Source organism: Klebsiella electrica (genome assembly GCF_006711645.1).
Classification (GTDB): Bacteria; Pseudomonadota; Gammaproteobacteria; order Enterobacterales; family Enterobacteriaceae; genus Klebsiella; species Klebsiella electrica.
Map to the genome: position 1 here is coordinate 4,544,030 of NZ_CP041247.1, position 16,874 is coordinate 4,560,903.

The window sequence follows — 16,874 nt, forward strand, 5'->3', positions numbered from 1 at the left end:
TCCGAACCCAGCCGGGGTTATACTGCAGAAATGCGTAAGTAACCATGATGAGTACACCGATGAAATCTGCAAAACGCTTATTCCGTACCACCTTGATTGCCGGCATTTTTTTTGCCGCCGGCGCCCACGCTGCCTCCTGGCAGGACTCCCTGTCCAGCGCCGCCAGCCAGCTTAGCCAGAGCGGCTCTCATGAAAGCGGCGCCCTGTCGATGTCTTCACTGACCGGCCTGCTGAACGGCGGCACTCAGTCCCTGAGCGCCAGCAGCATGAACAATGCCGCCGGGATTATGTCCTACTGCGCCAAACAAAAGCTGGCCTCGGTCACCAACACGGAAAACGTCAAAAATCAGGTTCTGGATAAACTCGGCCTCAGCACCCCGGAAAAACAAAAAGAGGACACCAGCTATCTGGAAGGGTTGCAGGGCCTTCTGAGCAATAATAGCGGTCAGCAGCTGAACCTCAACACCCTCGGCAGCAGCCCGCTGGCGGAGAAAGTGAAAACCAAAGCCTGCGATCTGGTCTTAAAACAGGGCCTTAACTTCCTCTCCTGATTCTCTCACTGATGCCGCGTTTAACGCCTTAGCGCGTTCAACGCGGTTCCAGCCATGATTTTCGTCATTTTTCACCGCACGATCCGCGTTGTTCAGCGATGTGATACTACTCAAAAATGACGATTTCTAAACCAATTCTGAACTACTGCACAGTTTAATGACTCTACAATTGCAGCTATATGACACTGCAATTACAGTGTAGCGTGAAAAATAGTCTATCCTGCCAGCGGTCAACTGGCGCTAATGAGGATGAATTGTGTCAGAGTTGTTATCCATCGCCTTGTTCCTCACCTCGGTGGTGATTTATGCCTTAAAAGCCGGTCGTAATACCTGGTGGTTTGCCGCCACGTTAACGGTACTGGGGCTGTTTGTGGTTCTTAATATTACCCTCTATGCCAGCGACTACTTCACCGGGGACGGAATTAACGACGCGGTCCTCTACACGCTGACCAACAGCCTGACCGGGGCTGGCGTCAGTAAATATATTCTTCCCGGCATCGGGCTGGTGGCAGCGCTGGCGACCGTATTCAGCGCGCTGGGATGGGTGCTGCGCCGTCGTCGCCACCATCCTCATCACTTCGGCTACAGCCTGCTGGCGCTGGTTCTGGCGCTGGCCTCCGTCGATGCCAGCCCGGCGTTTCGTCAAATCAGCGAGCTGGTCAAATCGCAGTCCCGCGATGGCGATCCCGATTTTATCGCCTACTACAAAGAACCGGCGAAGAGCATTCCGCACCCGAAGCTGAACCTGGTCTATATCTACGGGGAAAGCCTTGAACGCACCTGGTTCGATAACAATGCCTTTCCCGACCTGACGCCTGAACTCGGCAAACTGAAAAACGAAGGCCTCGATTTCAGCCATACCGCCCAGCTGCCGGGTACCGATTACACCATCGCCGGCATGGTGGCTTCCCAGTGCGGCATTCCGCTGTTTGCGCCGTTTGAAGGCAACGCCTCCGCCTCGGTCTCCAGTTTCTTCCCGCAGAATATCTGTCTCGGCGATATTCTGAAAAATTCCGGCTATGAAAACTATTTCGTGCAGGGCGCCAACCTGCGTTTCGCTGGCAAAGATGTGTTTCTGAAATCACACGGTTTTGACTACCTGTACGGCGCTGAAGAGCTGAAAACCACGGTCGCCGACCCCGCTTACCGCAATGACTGGGGCTTCTACGACGACACGGTTCTGGATGAAACCTGGAAAAAATTCGTAGCGCTTTCTCAATCCGGTAAACGCTTTTCGCTCTTTGCGCTGACGGTCGACACCCACCATCCTGACGGCTTTATCTCCCGTACCTGCCAGCGTAAAAGCTATGATATCGACGGGAAAAAGAACCTCTCTTTTAGCGCGGTCACCTGTAGTCAGGAGCATATCGCGGCATTAATTGAGAAAATCAAAGCATCGCCGTATTTCAAAAATACGGTCATCGTGGTCTCTTCCGACCATCTGGCGATGAAAAACACCGCCTGGGATTATCTCAACAAGCAGGATCGCAGCAACCTGTTCTTTATCCTGCGCGGCGACCAGCCGCAGCAGGAGACGCTGGCCGTGAAGCGCAATACCATGGACAACGGCGCCACGGTGCTGGACATCCTTGGCGGCGATAACTTTATCGGTCTGGGACGCAGCAGCCTCTCCGGGCAATCGCTGTCCGGTATTTTCATGAATATGAAAGAGAAAGTGCTGGCGTGGAAACCGGATATCATCCGCCTGTGGAACTTCCCGAAAGAGATGAAAAACTTCACCATCGACAGCCAGAAGAACACCATCGCCTTCTCCGGCAGCCATTTCCGCTTACCCCTGCTGCTGCGGGTATCCGATAAACGCGTTGAGCCGCTGCCGGAGAGCGAATATTCCGCCCCGCTGCGCTTCCAGCTGGCCGATTTTGCCCCACGGGACAACTTCGTGTGGATCGATCGCTGCTACAAAATGGGCCAGCTGTGGTCCACTGAGCTGGCGCTCTCCACCGACTGGTGCGTTTCCCAGGGCCAGCTCGGCGGCGAACAAAAGGTGCAACATGTTGATAAGCCCAGGTGGCAGGGAAAAACGGCGTTTAAAGATACCGTTATCGATATGCAGCGCTACAAAGGCAACGTCGATACCCTGAAGATCGTCGATAACGATATTCGTTACAAAGCCGACAGCTTCGTCTTCAACGTTGCCGGTGCGCCGGAAGAGGTCAGGCAGTTCAGCGGGATCTCGCGCCCGGAATCGTGGGGCCGCTGGTCCAACGCCCAGCTCGGCAGCGAGGTGAAGATTGAATATAAAGAACCGCTACCGGAAAAATTCGATCTGGTGATTACCGCCAAAGCCTACGGGCCGAACGCCAATAAACCGATCCCGGTTCGCGTGGGCGACAGTGAGCACATTCTCACCCTGGCCAACGAGGTCTCCACCACCACGCTGCATTTCGATAACCCGGCGCGCAGCGATACGTTGATTATCGTTCCGCCGGATCCGCAGTCCACCAACGAAGGGAATATCCTTGGCCACGCGCCGCGCCAGCTGGGCATCGGCATGGTGGATCTGAAAGTGGTAAAAAGCGACGGTTAACGCTGCTGCCCCGGCGCATGGCCTGAGCCGGGGCGTATCCGCTAGCATTCGGCAGGTGGTAAGCGGCTGAACTCCACGCACATCTCATACTGTTTCAGCATCAGGGTCGCATACCCCGCCGCGCTAAACAGCGGCGTAAATGATTCGGGAATGATCACCGAAGTACTCAGGCCAGGGAACTGGCGGGCCAGCGCCCTCAGCATCTCATGCGCCAGCCCGCGGCCGCGGACGGAGGGCTCAACCCACAAAAACTGTAGCTGCGGCGTGGAGGTTAAGGTTGCCAGCACCGCAAAAACCTGCTGGTTCAGCGTAAGCGCCCGGCAGGGCAGAGTGGCGAAGGTGAGCGGGTCCATCAGCCACGGCAGACGACCGTTTACCTCCGCTGCGGACCTGCGCAACAGAGGCAGCACATCGCTCTCTTCCAACGCCGCCGCGGCATCCTCTGCCCGGCTACTGACAAATCCGCACAGCCCATGATGTACTACAAAGCCTAAAGACTGGTACAACGCCACCGCGGCATAGTTTTCGCGGATCACCTCCAGCCACATCCGCCGCACGCCCTGTTCCCGTAACGAGGCCATGAGCGGGATCATCAGCCGACGGCCGGTGCCTTTTCCACGCCAGGCCGGACGCACCGCAAAGGCCGCCAGCCTCGCCTCATCGCCACGCCGGGCCACGATGGCGATGGCCGCTGGCGTCTCGCCGTCAAGCCAGACGCAGGAGTCGAGCAGGCTCAGTCCTTCAGAGCCAAAGCGCTGAACGAACGCCGCCACCGGCAGCGAAACCGGCACCAGATAATCTTCAAAACAGTCGTTGAGAATCGAGCTTAACTGCTCGCTGCTAAAACTGATGGCGGAGACGGCTATCAATGCCATGCATTTCTCCCGAAGATTGCTATGCTGAAGCGATGAAAAATAACACTATAACCGCCGCAACGACTTTTCGCCTGGCCACGCAGAGCGATATCCCCGGTTTGCCCGCAATCGAACGCTCGGCGGCCCAGGCGTTTCGCCTCATTCCGCACCTCGCCTGGCTGGCAGAAAGTCCGACGATCGACCTCCGGCAACATCGCCTCTCTGTTGAGGATGGCCACAGTCTGGTCGCCGTCGCCGACGGACAGCTCGCCGGCTTCCTGCTGACCGAAGCGCTGGATGACGCGCTGTTTATCGTCGAGATTTCCGTTCACCAGACGTGGCAAGGCCAGGGCATCGGCCGGGCGATGATGGCGAAGATCATTGACCATGCCCGCCGTGCGGCGTATCCGGCGGTGACCCTCACCACCTTCCGCGATGTCCCCTGGAATGCGCCGTTTTACAGCCGCCTGGGGTTTCGTATGCTCAATGAACAAGCGCTGCCAGCAGGTCTGGCGGCGAAGCGACAGCAGGAAACTGCCCACGGACTGGCGCCAGAAACGCGCTGCGCCATGCGCCTGACGCTGTAAACCGTCTCCTGTCAGGGCTGCGATAAGCAGGATAGCGGCTGACGCCTTATCGACGAAAACCCGCTCTCCCGTAGCCCCGCTAAGCGTAGCGCCACCGGGGGCCTACCTCCCGCCAGAACCGTAACGCTTATCGCGCCGGCCCATACCCGGACGACGCGCCGATCGACTCTTCCTCATCACTGTCATTACTGCGCCCGGCGTCCTGACGGTTGCCGAGCGCGATAAACTCTTCCAGCAGCGCGGTCAACTGCTGCATCTTTTCGCTGGTGAACTGCGCTTCAATCAGGCGATACGCCTCTTCCACCTGCGCCTGCGCGCTTTGATACAGCGTATAGCCCGCCGACGTCAGCGAAATATACAGCTTGCGCTGATCGTTGACCGGCTTGAGGCGCAACACCAGACCATCGCGCTCCATACGGGTCAAAATACCGGTCAGACTGGGGCGCAGGATGCAGGCGCGGAACGCCAGATCGTGAAAATCCATCGACGGATTTTCCGCGAGAATGCGCACAATGCGCCACTGCTGCTCGGTGAGATTATGGCGTTTAACGATCGGCCGGAAATGGCCCATCGCCACTTCCCGCGCCTGTAACAACGCAATGGTTAACGAATCATGCATCACATACCCTCGACATCGCACTCTTATGTTTATTAATAAGTTAATAATTAGCGCCTATCCTGCCATGACGCAACCGGTTTCTGCACCTGAAAAGTACCAGCCGGAACAATAAAAAACATTAATACACTGATTAATAACACATAAATATTTACACTGTAAATTTATTGTTAATCAGATCACAAAACATTCACTTCTGTTTGCCAAACCCCGCCACAAAGAATAAAAGATGATCATTAACATATTAATGAATATCCCTTAGCATCCGACATCAGTACCAGAGGAGTGGTGAATGAAAGGTACCATCTTCGCCGTTGCGCTCAACCATCGCAGCCAGCTTGACGCCTGGCGCGACGCGTTCCAACAGGCCCCTTACAAAACGCCGCCGAAGACCGCGGTCTGGTTTATCAAACCCCGCAATACCGTTATCGGTGCGGGCGAGGCGATTCCCTACCCGCAGGGCGAAAGCGTACAAAGCGGCGCAACCGTCGCGCTGATTGTCGGCAAAACCGCACGTAAGGTTTCCGCTGACAACGCCGCCTCTTTTATCGCCGGCTATGCGCTGGCCAATGACGTCAGCCTGCCGGAAGAGAGCTTCTACCGCCCGGCGATTAAGGCCAAATGCCGCGATGGCTTCTGCCCCGTCGGCGCTCTCGCCCCGGTGCATAGCGTGGACAATCTGACCATCATCACTGAAATCAACGGCCGCGAAGCCGACAGCTGGAATACCGGCGATCTCCAGCGCAATGCCGCCGAACTGTTAAGCGCGCTGAGCGAATTTGCCACCCTGAATCCCGGCGATGCCATTCTGATCGGCACCCCTCACGCTCGCGTCACGCTGCAACCCGGCGATCGCGTGCGGATCCTCGCCGAAGGTTTCCCGGCGCTGGAAAACCCGGTTGTTGCAGAAGGAGAGCTGGCATGAAACAGGCACGTATTGAATGGCAAGGCGTCCGCTACGACGTACAGGTCGACGAACGCGACCAGGTTCGCCTCACCGATGGCACCCTGCTTAAAGCCGGTGACTTTCGCTGGCTGCCTCCCGCCGACGGCACCCTGTTCGCGCTGGGTCTGAACTATGCCGACCACGCCAGCGAGCTGGAATTTAAGCCGCCGGAAGAGCCGCTGGTCTTTATCAAAGCGCCGAACACCTTTATCGGTCATGAACAAGAGTCGGTACGCCCGGACAACGTGGAGTACATGCATTACGAAGCCGAACTGGTGGTGGTGATCGGCAAAACCGCGCGCCGCGTCGCCGAAGCCGATGCCATGGACTATGTTGCCGGCTACACCGTCTGCAACGACTACGCCATCCGCGACTATCTGGAAAACTACTATCGCCCCAACCTGCGGGTCAAAAGCCGCGACACGCTGACGCCGATCGGCCCGTGGATCGTCGCTAAAGAGACGATCCCGGATCCGCACAACCTGGCGCTGCGCACCTGGGTCAACGGCGAACTGCGCCAGCAGGGCACCACCGCCGATCTGATCTTCAGCATTCCGTTCCTGATCGCTTACCTCAGCGAATTTATGACCCTGCAGCCGGGCGACATGATCGCCACCGGCACGCCGAAGGGGCTGTCGGACGTGGTGCCGGGCGATGAAGCGATCGTCGAAGTCGAAGGCGTCGGTCGCCTGGTCAACCGCATCATCAGCCAGCAAGCGTATGAGGAGAAGCTGTCATGAAAAAAATTAACCATTGGATCAACGGCAAAAACGTCGCAGGCACCGAGTATTTCCATACCACCAATCCGGCCAGCGGCGAAGTGCTGGCGGAAGTCGCCTCCGGCGGCGAAGCCGAAGTGAATCAGGCCGTTGCCGCGGCGAAAGAGGCGTTCCCGAAATGGGCTAACCTGCCGATGAAAGAGCGCGCGCGCCTGATGCGTCGGCTGGGCGATCTGATCGATCGAAACGTCCCGGAGATCGCGGCGATGGAAACCGCCGATACCGGCCTGCCTATTCATCAGACCAAAAATGTGCTGATCCCGCGCGCTTCGCACAACTTCGAGTTTTTCGCCGAAGTGTGCCAGCAGATGAACGGCAAGACCTATCCGGTTGACGACAAGATGCTCAACTACACCCTCGTGCAGCCGGTCGGCGTGTGCGCGCTGGTGTCGCCGTGGAACGTACCGTTCATGACCGCCACCTGGAAGGTCGCGCCGTGCCTGGCGCTGGGTAACACCGCGGTGCTGAAGATGTCTGAGCTGTCGCCGCTGACCGCCGATCGTCTGGGCGAGCTGGCGCTGGAAGCGGGTATTCCGGCTGGTGTACTCAACGTGGTGCAGGGCTACGGCGCCAGCGCCGGCGATGCCCTGGTGCGTCATCACGACGTCCGCGCGGTGTCGTTTACCGGCGGTACTGCCACCGGGCGCAACATCATGAAAAATGCCGGCCTGAAGAAGTATTCCATGGAGCTGGGCGGCAAATCGCCGGTGCTGATTTTTGAAGATGCCGATATCGAGCGCGCGCTGGATGCCGCCCTGTTCACCATCTTCTCAATCAACGGCGAACGCTGCACCGCCGGGTCGCGCATCTTCATTCAGCAGAGCATCTATGCGGAATTCGTAAAACGCTTTGCCGAACGCGCCAACCGCCTGCGCGTCGGCGATCCGACCGATCCGACTACCCAGGTCGGGGCGCTGATTAGCCAACAGCACTGGGAAAAAGTCTCCGGCTATATTCGCCTCGGGATCGAAGAAGGCGCCACCCTGCTGGCCGGCGGCCCGGACAAGCCGTCCGATCTGCCTGCGCATCTGCAAGGCGGCAACTTCCTGCGTCCGACGGTGCTGGCGGACGTCGATAACCGCATGCGCGTCGCACAGGAAGAGATTTTTGGCCCGGTGGCCTGCCTGCTGCCGTTTAAAGACGAAGCGGAAGGGCTGCGCCTGGCGAACGACATCGAGTATGGCCTTGCGTCTTACATCTGGACCCAGGACATCAGCAAAGTGCTGCGTCTGGCGCGCGGTATCGAAGCTGGCATGGTGTTCGTCAATACCCAGAACGTCCGCGACCTGCGCCAGCCGTTTGGCGGCGTGAAAGCCTCCGGCACCGGCCGTGAAGGCGGCGAGTACAGCTTTGAAGTGTTCGCCGAAATGAAAAACGTCTGTATTTCCATGGGTGACCATCCGATCCCGAAATGGGGCGTATAACCGTCATCCGTCGAGCCGCGCCCTGGCGGGCTGCGGCTCACACTATTCAGGTTATGTAAGGAGAACACCGCATGGGCAAATTAGCGTTAGCCGCCAAAATCACTCACGTGCCGTCAATGTATCTCTCTGAACTACCGGGGAAAAATCATGGCTGCCGTCAGTCTGCCATCGACGGCCATAAAGAAATTGGCCGGCGCTGCCGTGAAATGGGCGTTGATACCATTATCGTTTTCGATACCCACTGGCTGGTCAACAGCGCCTACCACATTAACTGCGCCGACCATTTTAAAGGCGTCTATACCAGCAACGAACTGCCGCACTTTATCCGCGACATGACCTACGACTACGACGGCAACCCGGAGCTGGGTCAGCTGATTGCCGACGAAGCGGTCAAACTGGGCGTGCGGGCGAAAGCGCACAACATCCCCAGCCTGAAGCTGGAGTACGGTACGCTGGTGCCGATGCGCTACATGAACAGCGACAAGCATTTCAAAGTGGTGTCGATTTCCGCGTTCTGCACCGTTCACGATTTTGCCGACAGCCGCAAGCTGGGCGAAGCCATCGTCAAAGCCATTGAAAAATATGACGGTACCGTGGCGGTCTTCGCCAGCGGCTCGCTGTCGCACCGCTTTATCGACGACCAGCGCGCCGAAGAGGGGATGAACAGCTACACCCGCGAGTTTGACCATCAAATGGATGAACGCGTGGTGAAGCTGTGGCGTGAAGGCAAATTCAAAGAGTTCTGCACCATGCTGCCGGAATACGCCGACTACTGCTACGGCGAAGGCAATATGCACGACACGGTGATGCTGCTCGGCGTGCTCGGCTGGGATAAATACGACGGCAAGGTGGAGTTTATTACCGACCTGTTCGCCAGTTCCGGCACCGGCCAGGTGAACGCCGTGTTCCCGCTTCCGGCACAGGCGTAAGGAGCCACTATGCCGCATTTTATCGCTGAGTGTACCGAAAACATCCGCGAACAGGCTGATTTACCCGCCCTGTTCGCCCAGGTCAATCAGGCGCTGGCCGCCACCGGCATCTTCCCGCTGGGTGGCATCCGCAGCCGCGCCATCTGGCTGGACACCTGGCAGATGGCCGACGGCAAGCAGGATTACGCCTTCGTGCATATGACGCTGAAAATCGGCAGCGGGCGGAGTCTGGCGAGCCGTGAAGAGGTGGGCGAAATGCTGTTCGGGCTGATTAAAAGCCACTTCGCCGCGCTGATGGAGAGCCGCTATCTGGCGCTGTCATTTGAGATTGAAGAACTGCACCCGACGCTGAACTACAAACAAAACAACGTCCACGCCTTGTTTAAATAGCGCGCCTTTTCGCCCGGTGGCGCTGCGCTTACCGGGCCTACAAAAGGCAAACCGATGCCGAACCACCTGCCGGGCCGACAACGACCAGCACAACGCACTAACCGTAGGCCGGGTAAGCCCGATAACGCCCAGCACAATGCACCAACCGTAGGCCGGGTAAGCGCAGCGCCACCCGGCGCCGCGACAACGCGACACCGAACAAGGTAACAGGAAGCCACTATGCTCGATAAACAAACCCGCACCCAGATCGCCCAGCGACTGAATCAGGCCGAAAAACAACGTGAACAGATCCGCGCGATCTCGCTGGACTATCCGTCGATCACCATTGAGGACGCCTACGCCGTCCAGCGCGAATGGGTCGCGATGAAGATCGCCGAAGGGCGGGTGCTGAAAGGCCATAAGATCGGCCTGACGTCAAAAGCGATGCAGGCCAGTTCGCAAATCAGCGAGCCGGACTACGGCGCGCTGCTCGATGATATGTTTTTTCACGATGGCAGCGACATTCCGACCGACCGTTTTATCGTGCCGCGCATTGAAGTCGAGCTGGCTTTCGTGCTGGCGAAACCGCTGCGTGGCCCGAACTGCACTTTGTTCGACGTCTATAACGCCACCGACTATGTGATCCCGGCGCTGGAGCTGATCGACGCCCGCTGCCACAACATCGATCCGCAAACCCAGCGCCCGCGCAAAGTCTTCGACACCATCTCCGATAACGCCGCCAATGCCGGGGTGATCCTCGGCGGGCGGCCGATTAAACCCGACGAGCTGGATCTGCGTTGGATCTCCGCCCTGCTGTACCGCAACGGGGTGATCGAAGAGACCGGCGTTGCCGCCGGAGTGCTCAACCATCCGGCGAACGGCGTCGCCTGGCTGGCGAATAAGCTGGCGCCATACGACGTCCAGCTGGAAGCCGGGCAAATAATCCTCGGCGGCTCGTTTACCCGCCCGGTCGCGGCGCGTAAGGGTGACACCTTCCACGTCGATTACGGCAACATGGGCGCAATCAGCTGCCGCTTTGTATAAGGGGAAAGATAATGCATAACACGTTTAAAGAGGCGCTGCGGGCCGGGCGCCCGCAAATCGGCCTGTGGCTGGGGCTGTGCAGCAGCTACAGCGCCGAACTGCTGGCCGGCGCCGGGTTTGACTGGCTGCTGATCGACGGCGAACACGCGCCGAATAATGTACAAACGGTGCTGACCCAACTGCAGGCGATCGCCCCCTACCCCAGCCAACCGGTGGTTCGCCCGTCGTGGAATGATCCGGTGCAGATTAAGCAACTGCTGGATATCGGCGCACAGACGTTACTGGTGCCGATGGTGCAAAACGCCGATGAAGCGCGGCTGGCGGTGAAAGCCACCCGCTATCCGCCAGCCGGTATTCGCGGCGTCGGCAGCGCCCTGGCGCGCGCTTCTCGCTGGAACCGCGTTGCGGATTATATCCATCAGGCCAACGATGCCATGTGCGTGCTGGTGCAGATTGAAACCCGCGAGGCGTTGAAAAATCTGCCGCAGATCCTCGCGGTAGAAGGCGTCGATGGCGTGTTTATCGGCCCGGCGGATCTGAGCGCGGATATGGGCTTCGGCGGTAATCCGCAGCATCCTGAGGTGCAGGCGGCTATTGAAAGCGCCATCGTCCTGATTCGCGAGGCGGGTAAAGCCCCGGGCATTCTGATGGCCAATGAACAACTGGCGAAACGCTACCTCGAACTGGGTGCGCTGTTTGTCGCCGTCGGCGTCGACACCACCCTGCTGGCCCGCAGCGCAGAAGCGCTGGCGGCACGCTTTACCGACGCAATCCCCACCACAACTGATAACAATAAATCCGTCTACTGAACGGAGAATGTGGAGCGCATCATGACGACCTCTACCCTGCAACATAATGAAAATAAAGTCGTTGAAGTAGAAAACCGGGTGATCAAAAAGCTGTTCCGCCGCCTCATCACCTTCCTGTTCGTGCTGTTCGTTTTCTCGTTTCTGGATCGCATTAATATCGGTTTCGCCGGGCTGACGATGGGTAAAGATCTCGGTCTGACCTCCACCATGTTTGGTCTGGCGGCGACGCTGTTTTACGTCACCTACGTGATGTGCGGGATCCCCAGCAATATCATGCTGGCGAAGGTCGGCGCCCGCCGCTGGATCGCCGGGATCATGGTGGTGTGGGGGATCGCGTCAACCTGTACGATGTTTGCCACCAACCCGCATACGCTGTATATCCTGCGCATGCTGGTCGGTATCGCTGAAGCCGGCTTCCTGCCCGGGATCCTGGTCTACCTGACCTGGTGGTTCCCGGCCTATCACCGCGCCCGCGCCAACGCCCTGTTTATGATAGCGATGCCGGTGACCATGATGCTTGGCTCCCTCCTCTCCGGCTATATTCTGGCGCTTGATGGCCTGTGGAACCTGAAGGGCTGGCAGTGGCTGTTCCTGCTGGAAGGGCTGCCGTCGGTGGTGCTCGGCGTGGTCACCTGGTTCTTCCTCAACGATACCCCGGATCAGGCCAGCTGGCTGGACAAGGAGGAGAAGCAGGCGCTGAAAACGATGATTGAACGCGAGCGCGAAAACGCCACCGTCCTCCCGACCTCCGGACGCTCTACCCTGCGGGAAGTGCTGACGCCGGCGGTGCTGATGTACACGCTCGCCTACTTCTGTCTGACCAATACCCTGAGCGCGATTAATATCTGGACTCCGCAGATCCTGCAAAGCTTCAACACCGGCAGTAGCAACATTGTGATTGGGATGCTGGCGGCGATTCCGCAGTTCTGTACGATTTTCGGCATGATCTGGTGGAGCCGGCGATCCGACCGACGAAAAGAACGCAAGATGCATACCATCCTGCCCTATCTGTTCGCCGCCGCCGGGTGGTTGCTGGCCTCCGCCACCCACCATGCGCTGATCCAGTTGCTCGGCATCATCATGGCTTCCCTGGGCTCTTTTACCGCGATGGCGATTTTCTGGACCACCCCGGATCGGGTGATCAGTCTGCAATCGCGGGCGGTGGCGCTGGCGGTGATCAACGCTATCGGCAACATCGGATCCGCCGTCAGCCCACTGCTGATCGGTATTCTGCGTGATACCACCGGCAGCTTTAGCTCCGGGCTGTGGTTTGTCGCCGGACTGCTGATCGTCGGCGCGCTGGTGCTGACCCGAATTCCGATGAGTGCGCGGGAAGACGCCGCCGCAGAGGCAGGACTCGCCGCCCAGAAGAGCCATTAAGGAGTGCCCATGTGTCAGCCCTCAATCACCAATATCGATATCAACAAAGATTACGATGAGAGTCTGGGGACCGAGGATGTGCACTATCAGTCGTTTGCCCGCATGGCGGCCTTTTTTGGCCGCGACATGCAGGCGCATCGACACGACCAGTATTTTCAGATGCACTTTCTCGATACCGGACAGATTGAACTGCAGCTCGACGATCACCGCTACTCGGTGCAGGCGCCGCTGTTTGTCCTGACGCCGCCGTCGGTGCCGCACGCTTTTATCACCGAGTCCGACAGCGACGGGCACGTACTGACCGTACGCGAAGAGCTGATCTGGCCGCTGCTGGAGGTCCTCTATCCCGGGACACGAGAAGCGTTCGGGCTGCCGGGGATCTGTCTGTCGCTGGCGGATAAACCCGATGAGCTGGCGGCGCTGGCGCACTACTGGCAGCTGATCACTCGCGAATCGACCGCCCGACTGCCGGGGCGCGAGCATACCCTGGTGCTACTGGCGCAGGCGGTGTTCACTCTGCTTTTGCGTAATGCCAGGCTCGACGACCAGGCCGCCAGCGGGATGCGCGGCGAGCTAAAGCTGTTTCAGCGCTTTAACCAGATGATCGACAGCCACTACCACCAGCACTGGGCGGTACCGGACTATGCCAGCGAGTTACACGTTACCGAATCACGGCTGACCGACATCTGCCGCCGCTTTGCCAACCGGCCGCCGAAGCGGCTGATCTTCGACCGCCAGCTGCGCGAGGCCAAACGGCTGCTGCTGTTTTCCGACAGCGCGGTCAATGAGATAGCCTGGCAATTAGGGTTTAAAGATCCGGCCTATTTTGCGCGATTTTTTAGTCGCCTGGTCGGCTGCTCGCCGAGCAGCTACCGTGCGCAAAAAGTACCGGTGTCTTAATTCCCCCGCTGGCGCTGCGCTTAGCGGGGCTACAGTCCGCAGGGCGGATAAGCGCAGCGCCAGCGGGTACAGCCCGCAGAGCGGATAAGCACAGCGCCAGCGGGTACGGCCCGCAGGGCGGGTAAGCGCAGCGCCAGCGGGTACAGCCCGCAGGGCGGGTAAACCCGGCGTCAACGGGCACGCTTCGCAGGGCGGGTAAGCGCAGCGCCAGCGGGTACGGTCCGCAGGGCGGGTAAGCGCAGCGCCAGCGGGTACGGTCCGCAGGGCGGGTAAGCACAGCGCCAGCGGGTACGGTCCGCAGGGCGGGTAAGCGCAGCGCCAACGGGTACAGTCCGCAGGGCGGATAAGCGCAGCGCCAGCGGCTACAGTCCGCAGGGCGGATAAGCGCAGCGCCAGCGGGTACGGCCCGCAGGGCGGGTAAGCGCAGCGCCAGCGGGTACGGTCCGCAGGGCGGATAAGCGCAGCGCCAGCGGGTACAGCCCGCAGGGCGGGTAAGCGACAGCGCCAGCGGGTACAGCCCGCAGGGCGGATAAGCGCAGCGCCAGCGGGTACAGCCCGCAGGGCGGGTAAGCACAGCGCCAGCGGGTACGGTCCGAAGGGCGGGTAAGCGCAGCGCCACCCGCCGAAAAACCGGCAGTCGAGCCCGCCCAGCGTAGCCGCGCCGGGAAAAAGACGAGCCTCGGCAGCGAAAACACCACCTCGATCACAGAACCACACTCCCCCTGAAAAGTACCTGTCGTTGTCGCAAACGTCCCTTCACGAATAGCGCAATAACCGCTTCAATTGAACAACAAAAACAAAACATAAATTTAACATTAATATCCGAAATCATGCGCCGGCAGCCACCCGACAGGCAGCCCGAAGCAGGACGGGATATTCCGATAAATACTGAAGAGGCCCCTATGAAACCTGAAAATTTCCGCGCAGACGCGAAACGCCCGTTAACCGGTGAAGAGTACCTGAAAAGCCTGCAGGATGGCCGCGAAATTTACATCTACGGCGAGCGCGTCAAAGACGTCACCACGCATCCCGCCTTCCGCAACGCCGCCGCCTCCGTCGCCCAGCTGTACGATGCGCTGCACAAACCAGAAATGCAGGACTCCCTGTGCTGGAACACCGATACCGGCAGCGGCGGCTATACGCATAAATTCTTTCGCGTGGCGAAAAGCGCCGACGACCTGCGCCAGCAGCGCGATGCGATTGCCGAGTGGTCACGCCTGAGCTACGGCTGGATGGGCCGCACCCCGGATTACAAAGCCGCCTTTGGCTGCGCACTGGGCGCGAACCCGGGCTTCTACGGCCAGTTCGAACAGAACGCCCGCAACTGGTACACCCGCATTCAGGAAACCGGCCTGTACTTTAACCATGCCATCGTCAACCCGCCGATTGACCGCCATAAACCGGCCGACGAAGTGAAAGACGTCTACATCAAGCTGGAAAAAGAGACCGACGCCGGGATCATCGTCAGCGGGGCGAAAGTGGTCGCCACCAACTCGGCGCTGACCCACTACAACATGATTGGTTTTGGTTCTGCGCAGGTGATGGGGGAAAACCCGGACTTCGCCCTGATGTTCGTCGCGCCAATGGATGCCGAAGGCGTCAAACTGATCTCCCGCGCCTCCTATGAGATGGTTGCTGGGGTCACCGGATCGCCGTACGACTACCCGCTCTCCAGCCGCTTCGACGAAAACGATGCGATCCTGGTGATGGATAAAGTTCTGATTCCATGGGAAAACGTGCTGATCTATCGCGATTTCGATCGCTGCCGTCGCTGGACGATGGAAGGCGGCTTTGCGCGCATGTATCCGCTGCAGGCCTGCGTACGCCTGGCGGTCAAACTCGATTTTATCACCGCCCTGCTCAAGCGCTCGCTGGAATGTACCGGCACCCTGGAGTTCCGCGGCGTGCAGGCAGATCTCGGCGAAGTGGTCGCCTGGCGCAATATGTTCTGGGCGCTGAGCGACTCCATGTGCGCCGAAGCCACCCCGTGGGTAAACGGCGCATACCTGCCGGATCACGCCGCGCTGCAAACCTATCGCGTGATGGCGCCGATGGCCTACGCCAAAATCAAAAACATTATCGAGCGCAGCGTCACCAGCGGTCTGATCTACCTGCCGTCCAGCGCCCGCGATTTGAATAACCCGCAGATCGACCAGTATCTGGCGAAATACGTTCGCGGCTCCAACGGCATGGATCACGTTGAGCGTATCAAGATCCTCAAACTGATGTGGGATGCCATCGGCAGCGAATTCGGCGGCCGCCACGAGCTGTATGAAATCAACTATTCCGGGAGCCAGGATGAAATCCGCCTGCAGTGTCTGCGTCAGGCGCAAAGCTCCGGCAACATGGACAAAATGATGGCGATGGTCGACCGCTGCCTGTCCGAGTACGACCAGAACGGCTGGACGGTGCCACACCTGCACAATAACGCTGATATCAATATGTTGGATAAGCTGCTGAAGTAATTCACAGCGGGAGGTCACAATGCAATTAGATGAACAACGTCTGCGTTTTCGCGATGCCATGTCCAGCCTGTCGGCTGCGGTCAACGTCATAACCACCGAGGGCGACGCCGGCCGCTGCGGCATCACCGCGACCGCCGTGTGCTCGGTGACCGATACGCCACCGTCGGTCATGGTGTGCATCAATGCCAACAGCGCGATGAACCCGGTATTCCAGGGGAACGGCAAACTGTGCATTAACGTGCTGAATCATGAACAGGAAGTGATGGCCCGCCATTTCGCCGGCATGACCGGCATGGCCATGGAAGAGCGCTTTAGCCTCTCCTGCTGGCAAAAAGGGGCCCTGGGACAGCCGGTTTTGCAAGGGGCGCTGGCCAGCCTTGAAGGGGAGATAAGCCAGGTGCAGACCATCGGTAGCCACCTGGTCTATCTGGTCGAGATCAAGAACATCACCCTGAGCCAGGAAGGCCATGGGCTGATTTACTTTAAGCGCCGTTTCCATCCGGTGATGATGGAAATCGAGGTCGCGGTATAACGTTCTGCCACCTTCGCTTCTGACATTCTCTTTTCTGTGCCCTGTTCTCTGTTCTCCTCTCTTTTTCCTCTCCCCTGCGGGGAGGAAAAAGAGGTGGAAAAAATCTTGTGATCTCAATCACATGTTTACCCGCTGCTCATT

General features: G+C 58.9%; 15 protein-coding genes and 1 pseudogene. 13 read left to right on the top strand and 3 right to left on the bottom strand.

The genetic code is table 11. From position 1 onward, the window contains the following. Positions 1–59: 59 nt before the first annotated feature. The gene (locus Electrica_RS21700) at positions 60–551 is read left to right on the top strand and encodes a DUF2501 domain-containing protein (protein WP_131049511.1); all 492 of its coding nucleotides are present in this window, start codon (positions 60–62) and stop codon (positions 549–551) included. 256 nt (positions 552–807) lie between these two features. Next, complete coding sequence (opgB, locus tag Electrica_RS21705; RefSeq protein ID WP_141965359.1) at positions 808–3,099, top strand: phosphatidylglycerol--membrane-oligosaccharide glycerophosphotransferase; 2,292 nt, start codon at positions 808–810, stop codon at positions 3,097–3,099. 41 nt (positions 3,100–3,140) lie between these two features. On the opposite strand, the gene Electrica_RS21710 is transcribed toward opgB, so the two are convergent. Beyond that, positions 3,141–3,974: a GNAT family N-acetyltransferase gene (locus tag Electrica_RS21710; protein ID WP_141965360.1), complete on the bottom strand. Its 834-nt coding sequence runs from the start codon at positions 3,972–3,974 to the stop codon at positions 3,141–3,143. A gap of 32 nt (positions 3,975–4,006) precedes the next feature. On the opposite strand from Electrica_RS21710, the gene Electrica_RS21715 reads away from it, so the two are divergent. Beyond that, positions 4,007–4,540 carry a GNAT family N-acetyltransferase gene (locus Electrica_RS21715; RefSeq protein WP_131049508.1) on the top strand — a complete coding sequence of 178 codons (534 nt, stop codon included), beginning with the start codon at positions 4,007–4,009 and terminating at the stop codon, positions 4,538–4,540. Positions 4,541–4,667: 127 nt separating this feature from the next. Here the strand turns inward: Electrica_RS21715 and hpaR are convergent, their stop codons facing one another. Further along, positions 4,668–5,159, bottom strand: a complete 492-nt coding sequence (hpaR, locus tag Electrica_RS21720) for a homoprotocatechuate degradation operon regulator HpaR (RefSeq protein ID WP_131049507.1) — start codon at positions 5,157–5,159, stop codon at positions 4,668–4,670. A 289-nt stretch (positions 5,160–5,448) separates the two neighbouring features. Here hpaR and Electrica_RS29390 point away from each other — a divergent pair. The 8 genes and pseudogenes from Electrica_RS29390 (at position 5,449) to hpaA (ending at position 13,736) form a co-directional block, all read left to right on the top strand. Then, positions 5,449–6,842, top strand: a pseudogene (locus tag Electrica_RS29390) (fumarylacetoacetate hydrolase family protein). After that, positions 6,839–8,305: a 5-carboxymethyl-2-hydroxymuconate semialdehyde dehydrogenase gene (hpaE, locus tag Electrica_RS21740; RefSeq protein WP_141965362.1), complete on the top strand. Its 1,467-nt coding sequence runs from the start codon at positions 6,839–6,841 to the stop codon at positions 8,303–8,305. The pseudogene Electrica_RS29390 and the gene hpaE overlap by 4 nt, the downstream one beginning before the upstream one ends. 71 nt (positions 8,306–8,376) lie before the next feature. Next, complete coding sequence (hpaD, locus tag Electrica_RS21745) at positions 8,377–9,234, top strand: 3,4-dihydroxyphenylacetate 2,3-dioxygenase (RefSeq protein ID WP_141965363.1); 858 nt, start codon at positions 8,377–8,379, stop codon at positions 9,232–9,234. A gap of 9 nt (positions 9,235–9,243) precedes the next feature. After that, a complete protein-coding gene (locus Electrica_RS21750; RefSeq protein ID WP_141965364.1) occupies positions 9,244–9,624 on the top strand; it encodes a 5-carboxymethyl-2-hydroxymuconate Delta-isomerase in 381 nt (126 codons plus the stop codon). A gap of 219 nt (positions 9,625–9,843) precedes the next feature. Further along, positions 9,844–10,647, top strand: a complete 804-nt coding sequence (hpaH, locus tag Electrica_RS21755) for a 2-oxo-hept-4-ene-1,7-dioate hydratase (protein WP_100684649.1) — start codon at positions 9,844–9,846, stop codon at positions 10,645–10,647. An 11-nt stretch (positions 10,648–10,658) separates the two neighbouring features. Beyond that, positions 10,659–11,456: a 4-hydroxy-2-oxoheptanedioate aldolase gene (gene hpaI / locus Electrica_RS21760; RefSeq protein ID WP_100684650.1), complete on the top strand. Its 798-nt coding sequence runs from the start codon at positions 10,659–10,661 to the stop codon at positions 11,454–11,456. Between the two features lie 21 nt (positions 11,457–11,477). Continuing rightward, the gene (gene hpaX / locus Electrica_RS21765; RefSeq protein WP_141965365.1) at positions 11,478–12,836 is read left to right on the top strand and encodes a 4-hydroxyphenylacetate permease; all 1,359 of its coding nucleotides are present in this window, start codon (positions 11,478–11,480) and stop codon (positions 12,834–12,836) included. Between the two features lie 9 nt (positions 12,837–12,845). Next, a complete protein-coding gene (gene hpaA, locus Electrica_RS21770; protein WP_100684652.1) occupies positions 12,846–13,736 on the top strand; it encodes a 4-hydroxyphenylacetate catabolism regulatory protein HpaA in 891 nt (296 codons plus the stop codon). On the opposite strand, the gene Electrica_RS21775 is transcribed toward hpaA, so the two are convergent. Further along, on the bottom strand, positions 13,675–14,310 hold the full coding sequence (locus Electrica_RS21775) for a hypothetical protein (RefSeq protein ID WP_141965366.1): 636 nt from the start codon (positions 14,308–14,310) through the stop codon (positions 13,675–13,677). The genes hpaA and Electrica_RS21775 overlap by 62 nt on opposite strands. A gap of 328 nt (positions 14,311–14,638) precedes the next feature. Between Electrica_RS21775 and hpaB the strand changes: the two genes are divergently transcribed. Both hpaB and Electrica_RS21785 read left to right on the top strand, forming a co-directional pair. Further along, a complete protein-coding gene (gene hpaB / locus Electrica_RS21780) occupies positions 14,639–16,201 on the top strand; it encodes a 4-hydroxyphenylacetate 3-monooxygenase, oxygenase component (RefSeq protein WP_141965367.1) in 1,563 nt (520 codons plus the stop codon). Between the two features lie 19 nt (positions 16,202–16,220). Then, on the top strand, positions 16,221–16,733 hold the full coding sequence (locus tag Electrica_RS21785; RefSeq protein WP_131049498.1) for a 4-hydroxyphenylacetate 3-monooxygenase reductase subunit: 513 nt from the start codon (positions 16,221–16,223) through the stop codon (positions 16,731–16,733). Positions 16,734–16,874: the final 141 nt, after the last annotated feature.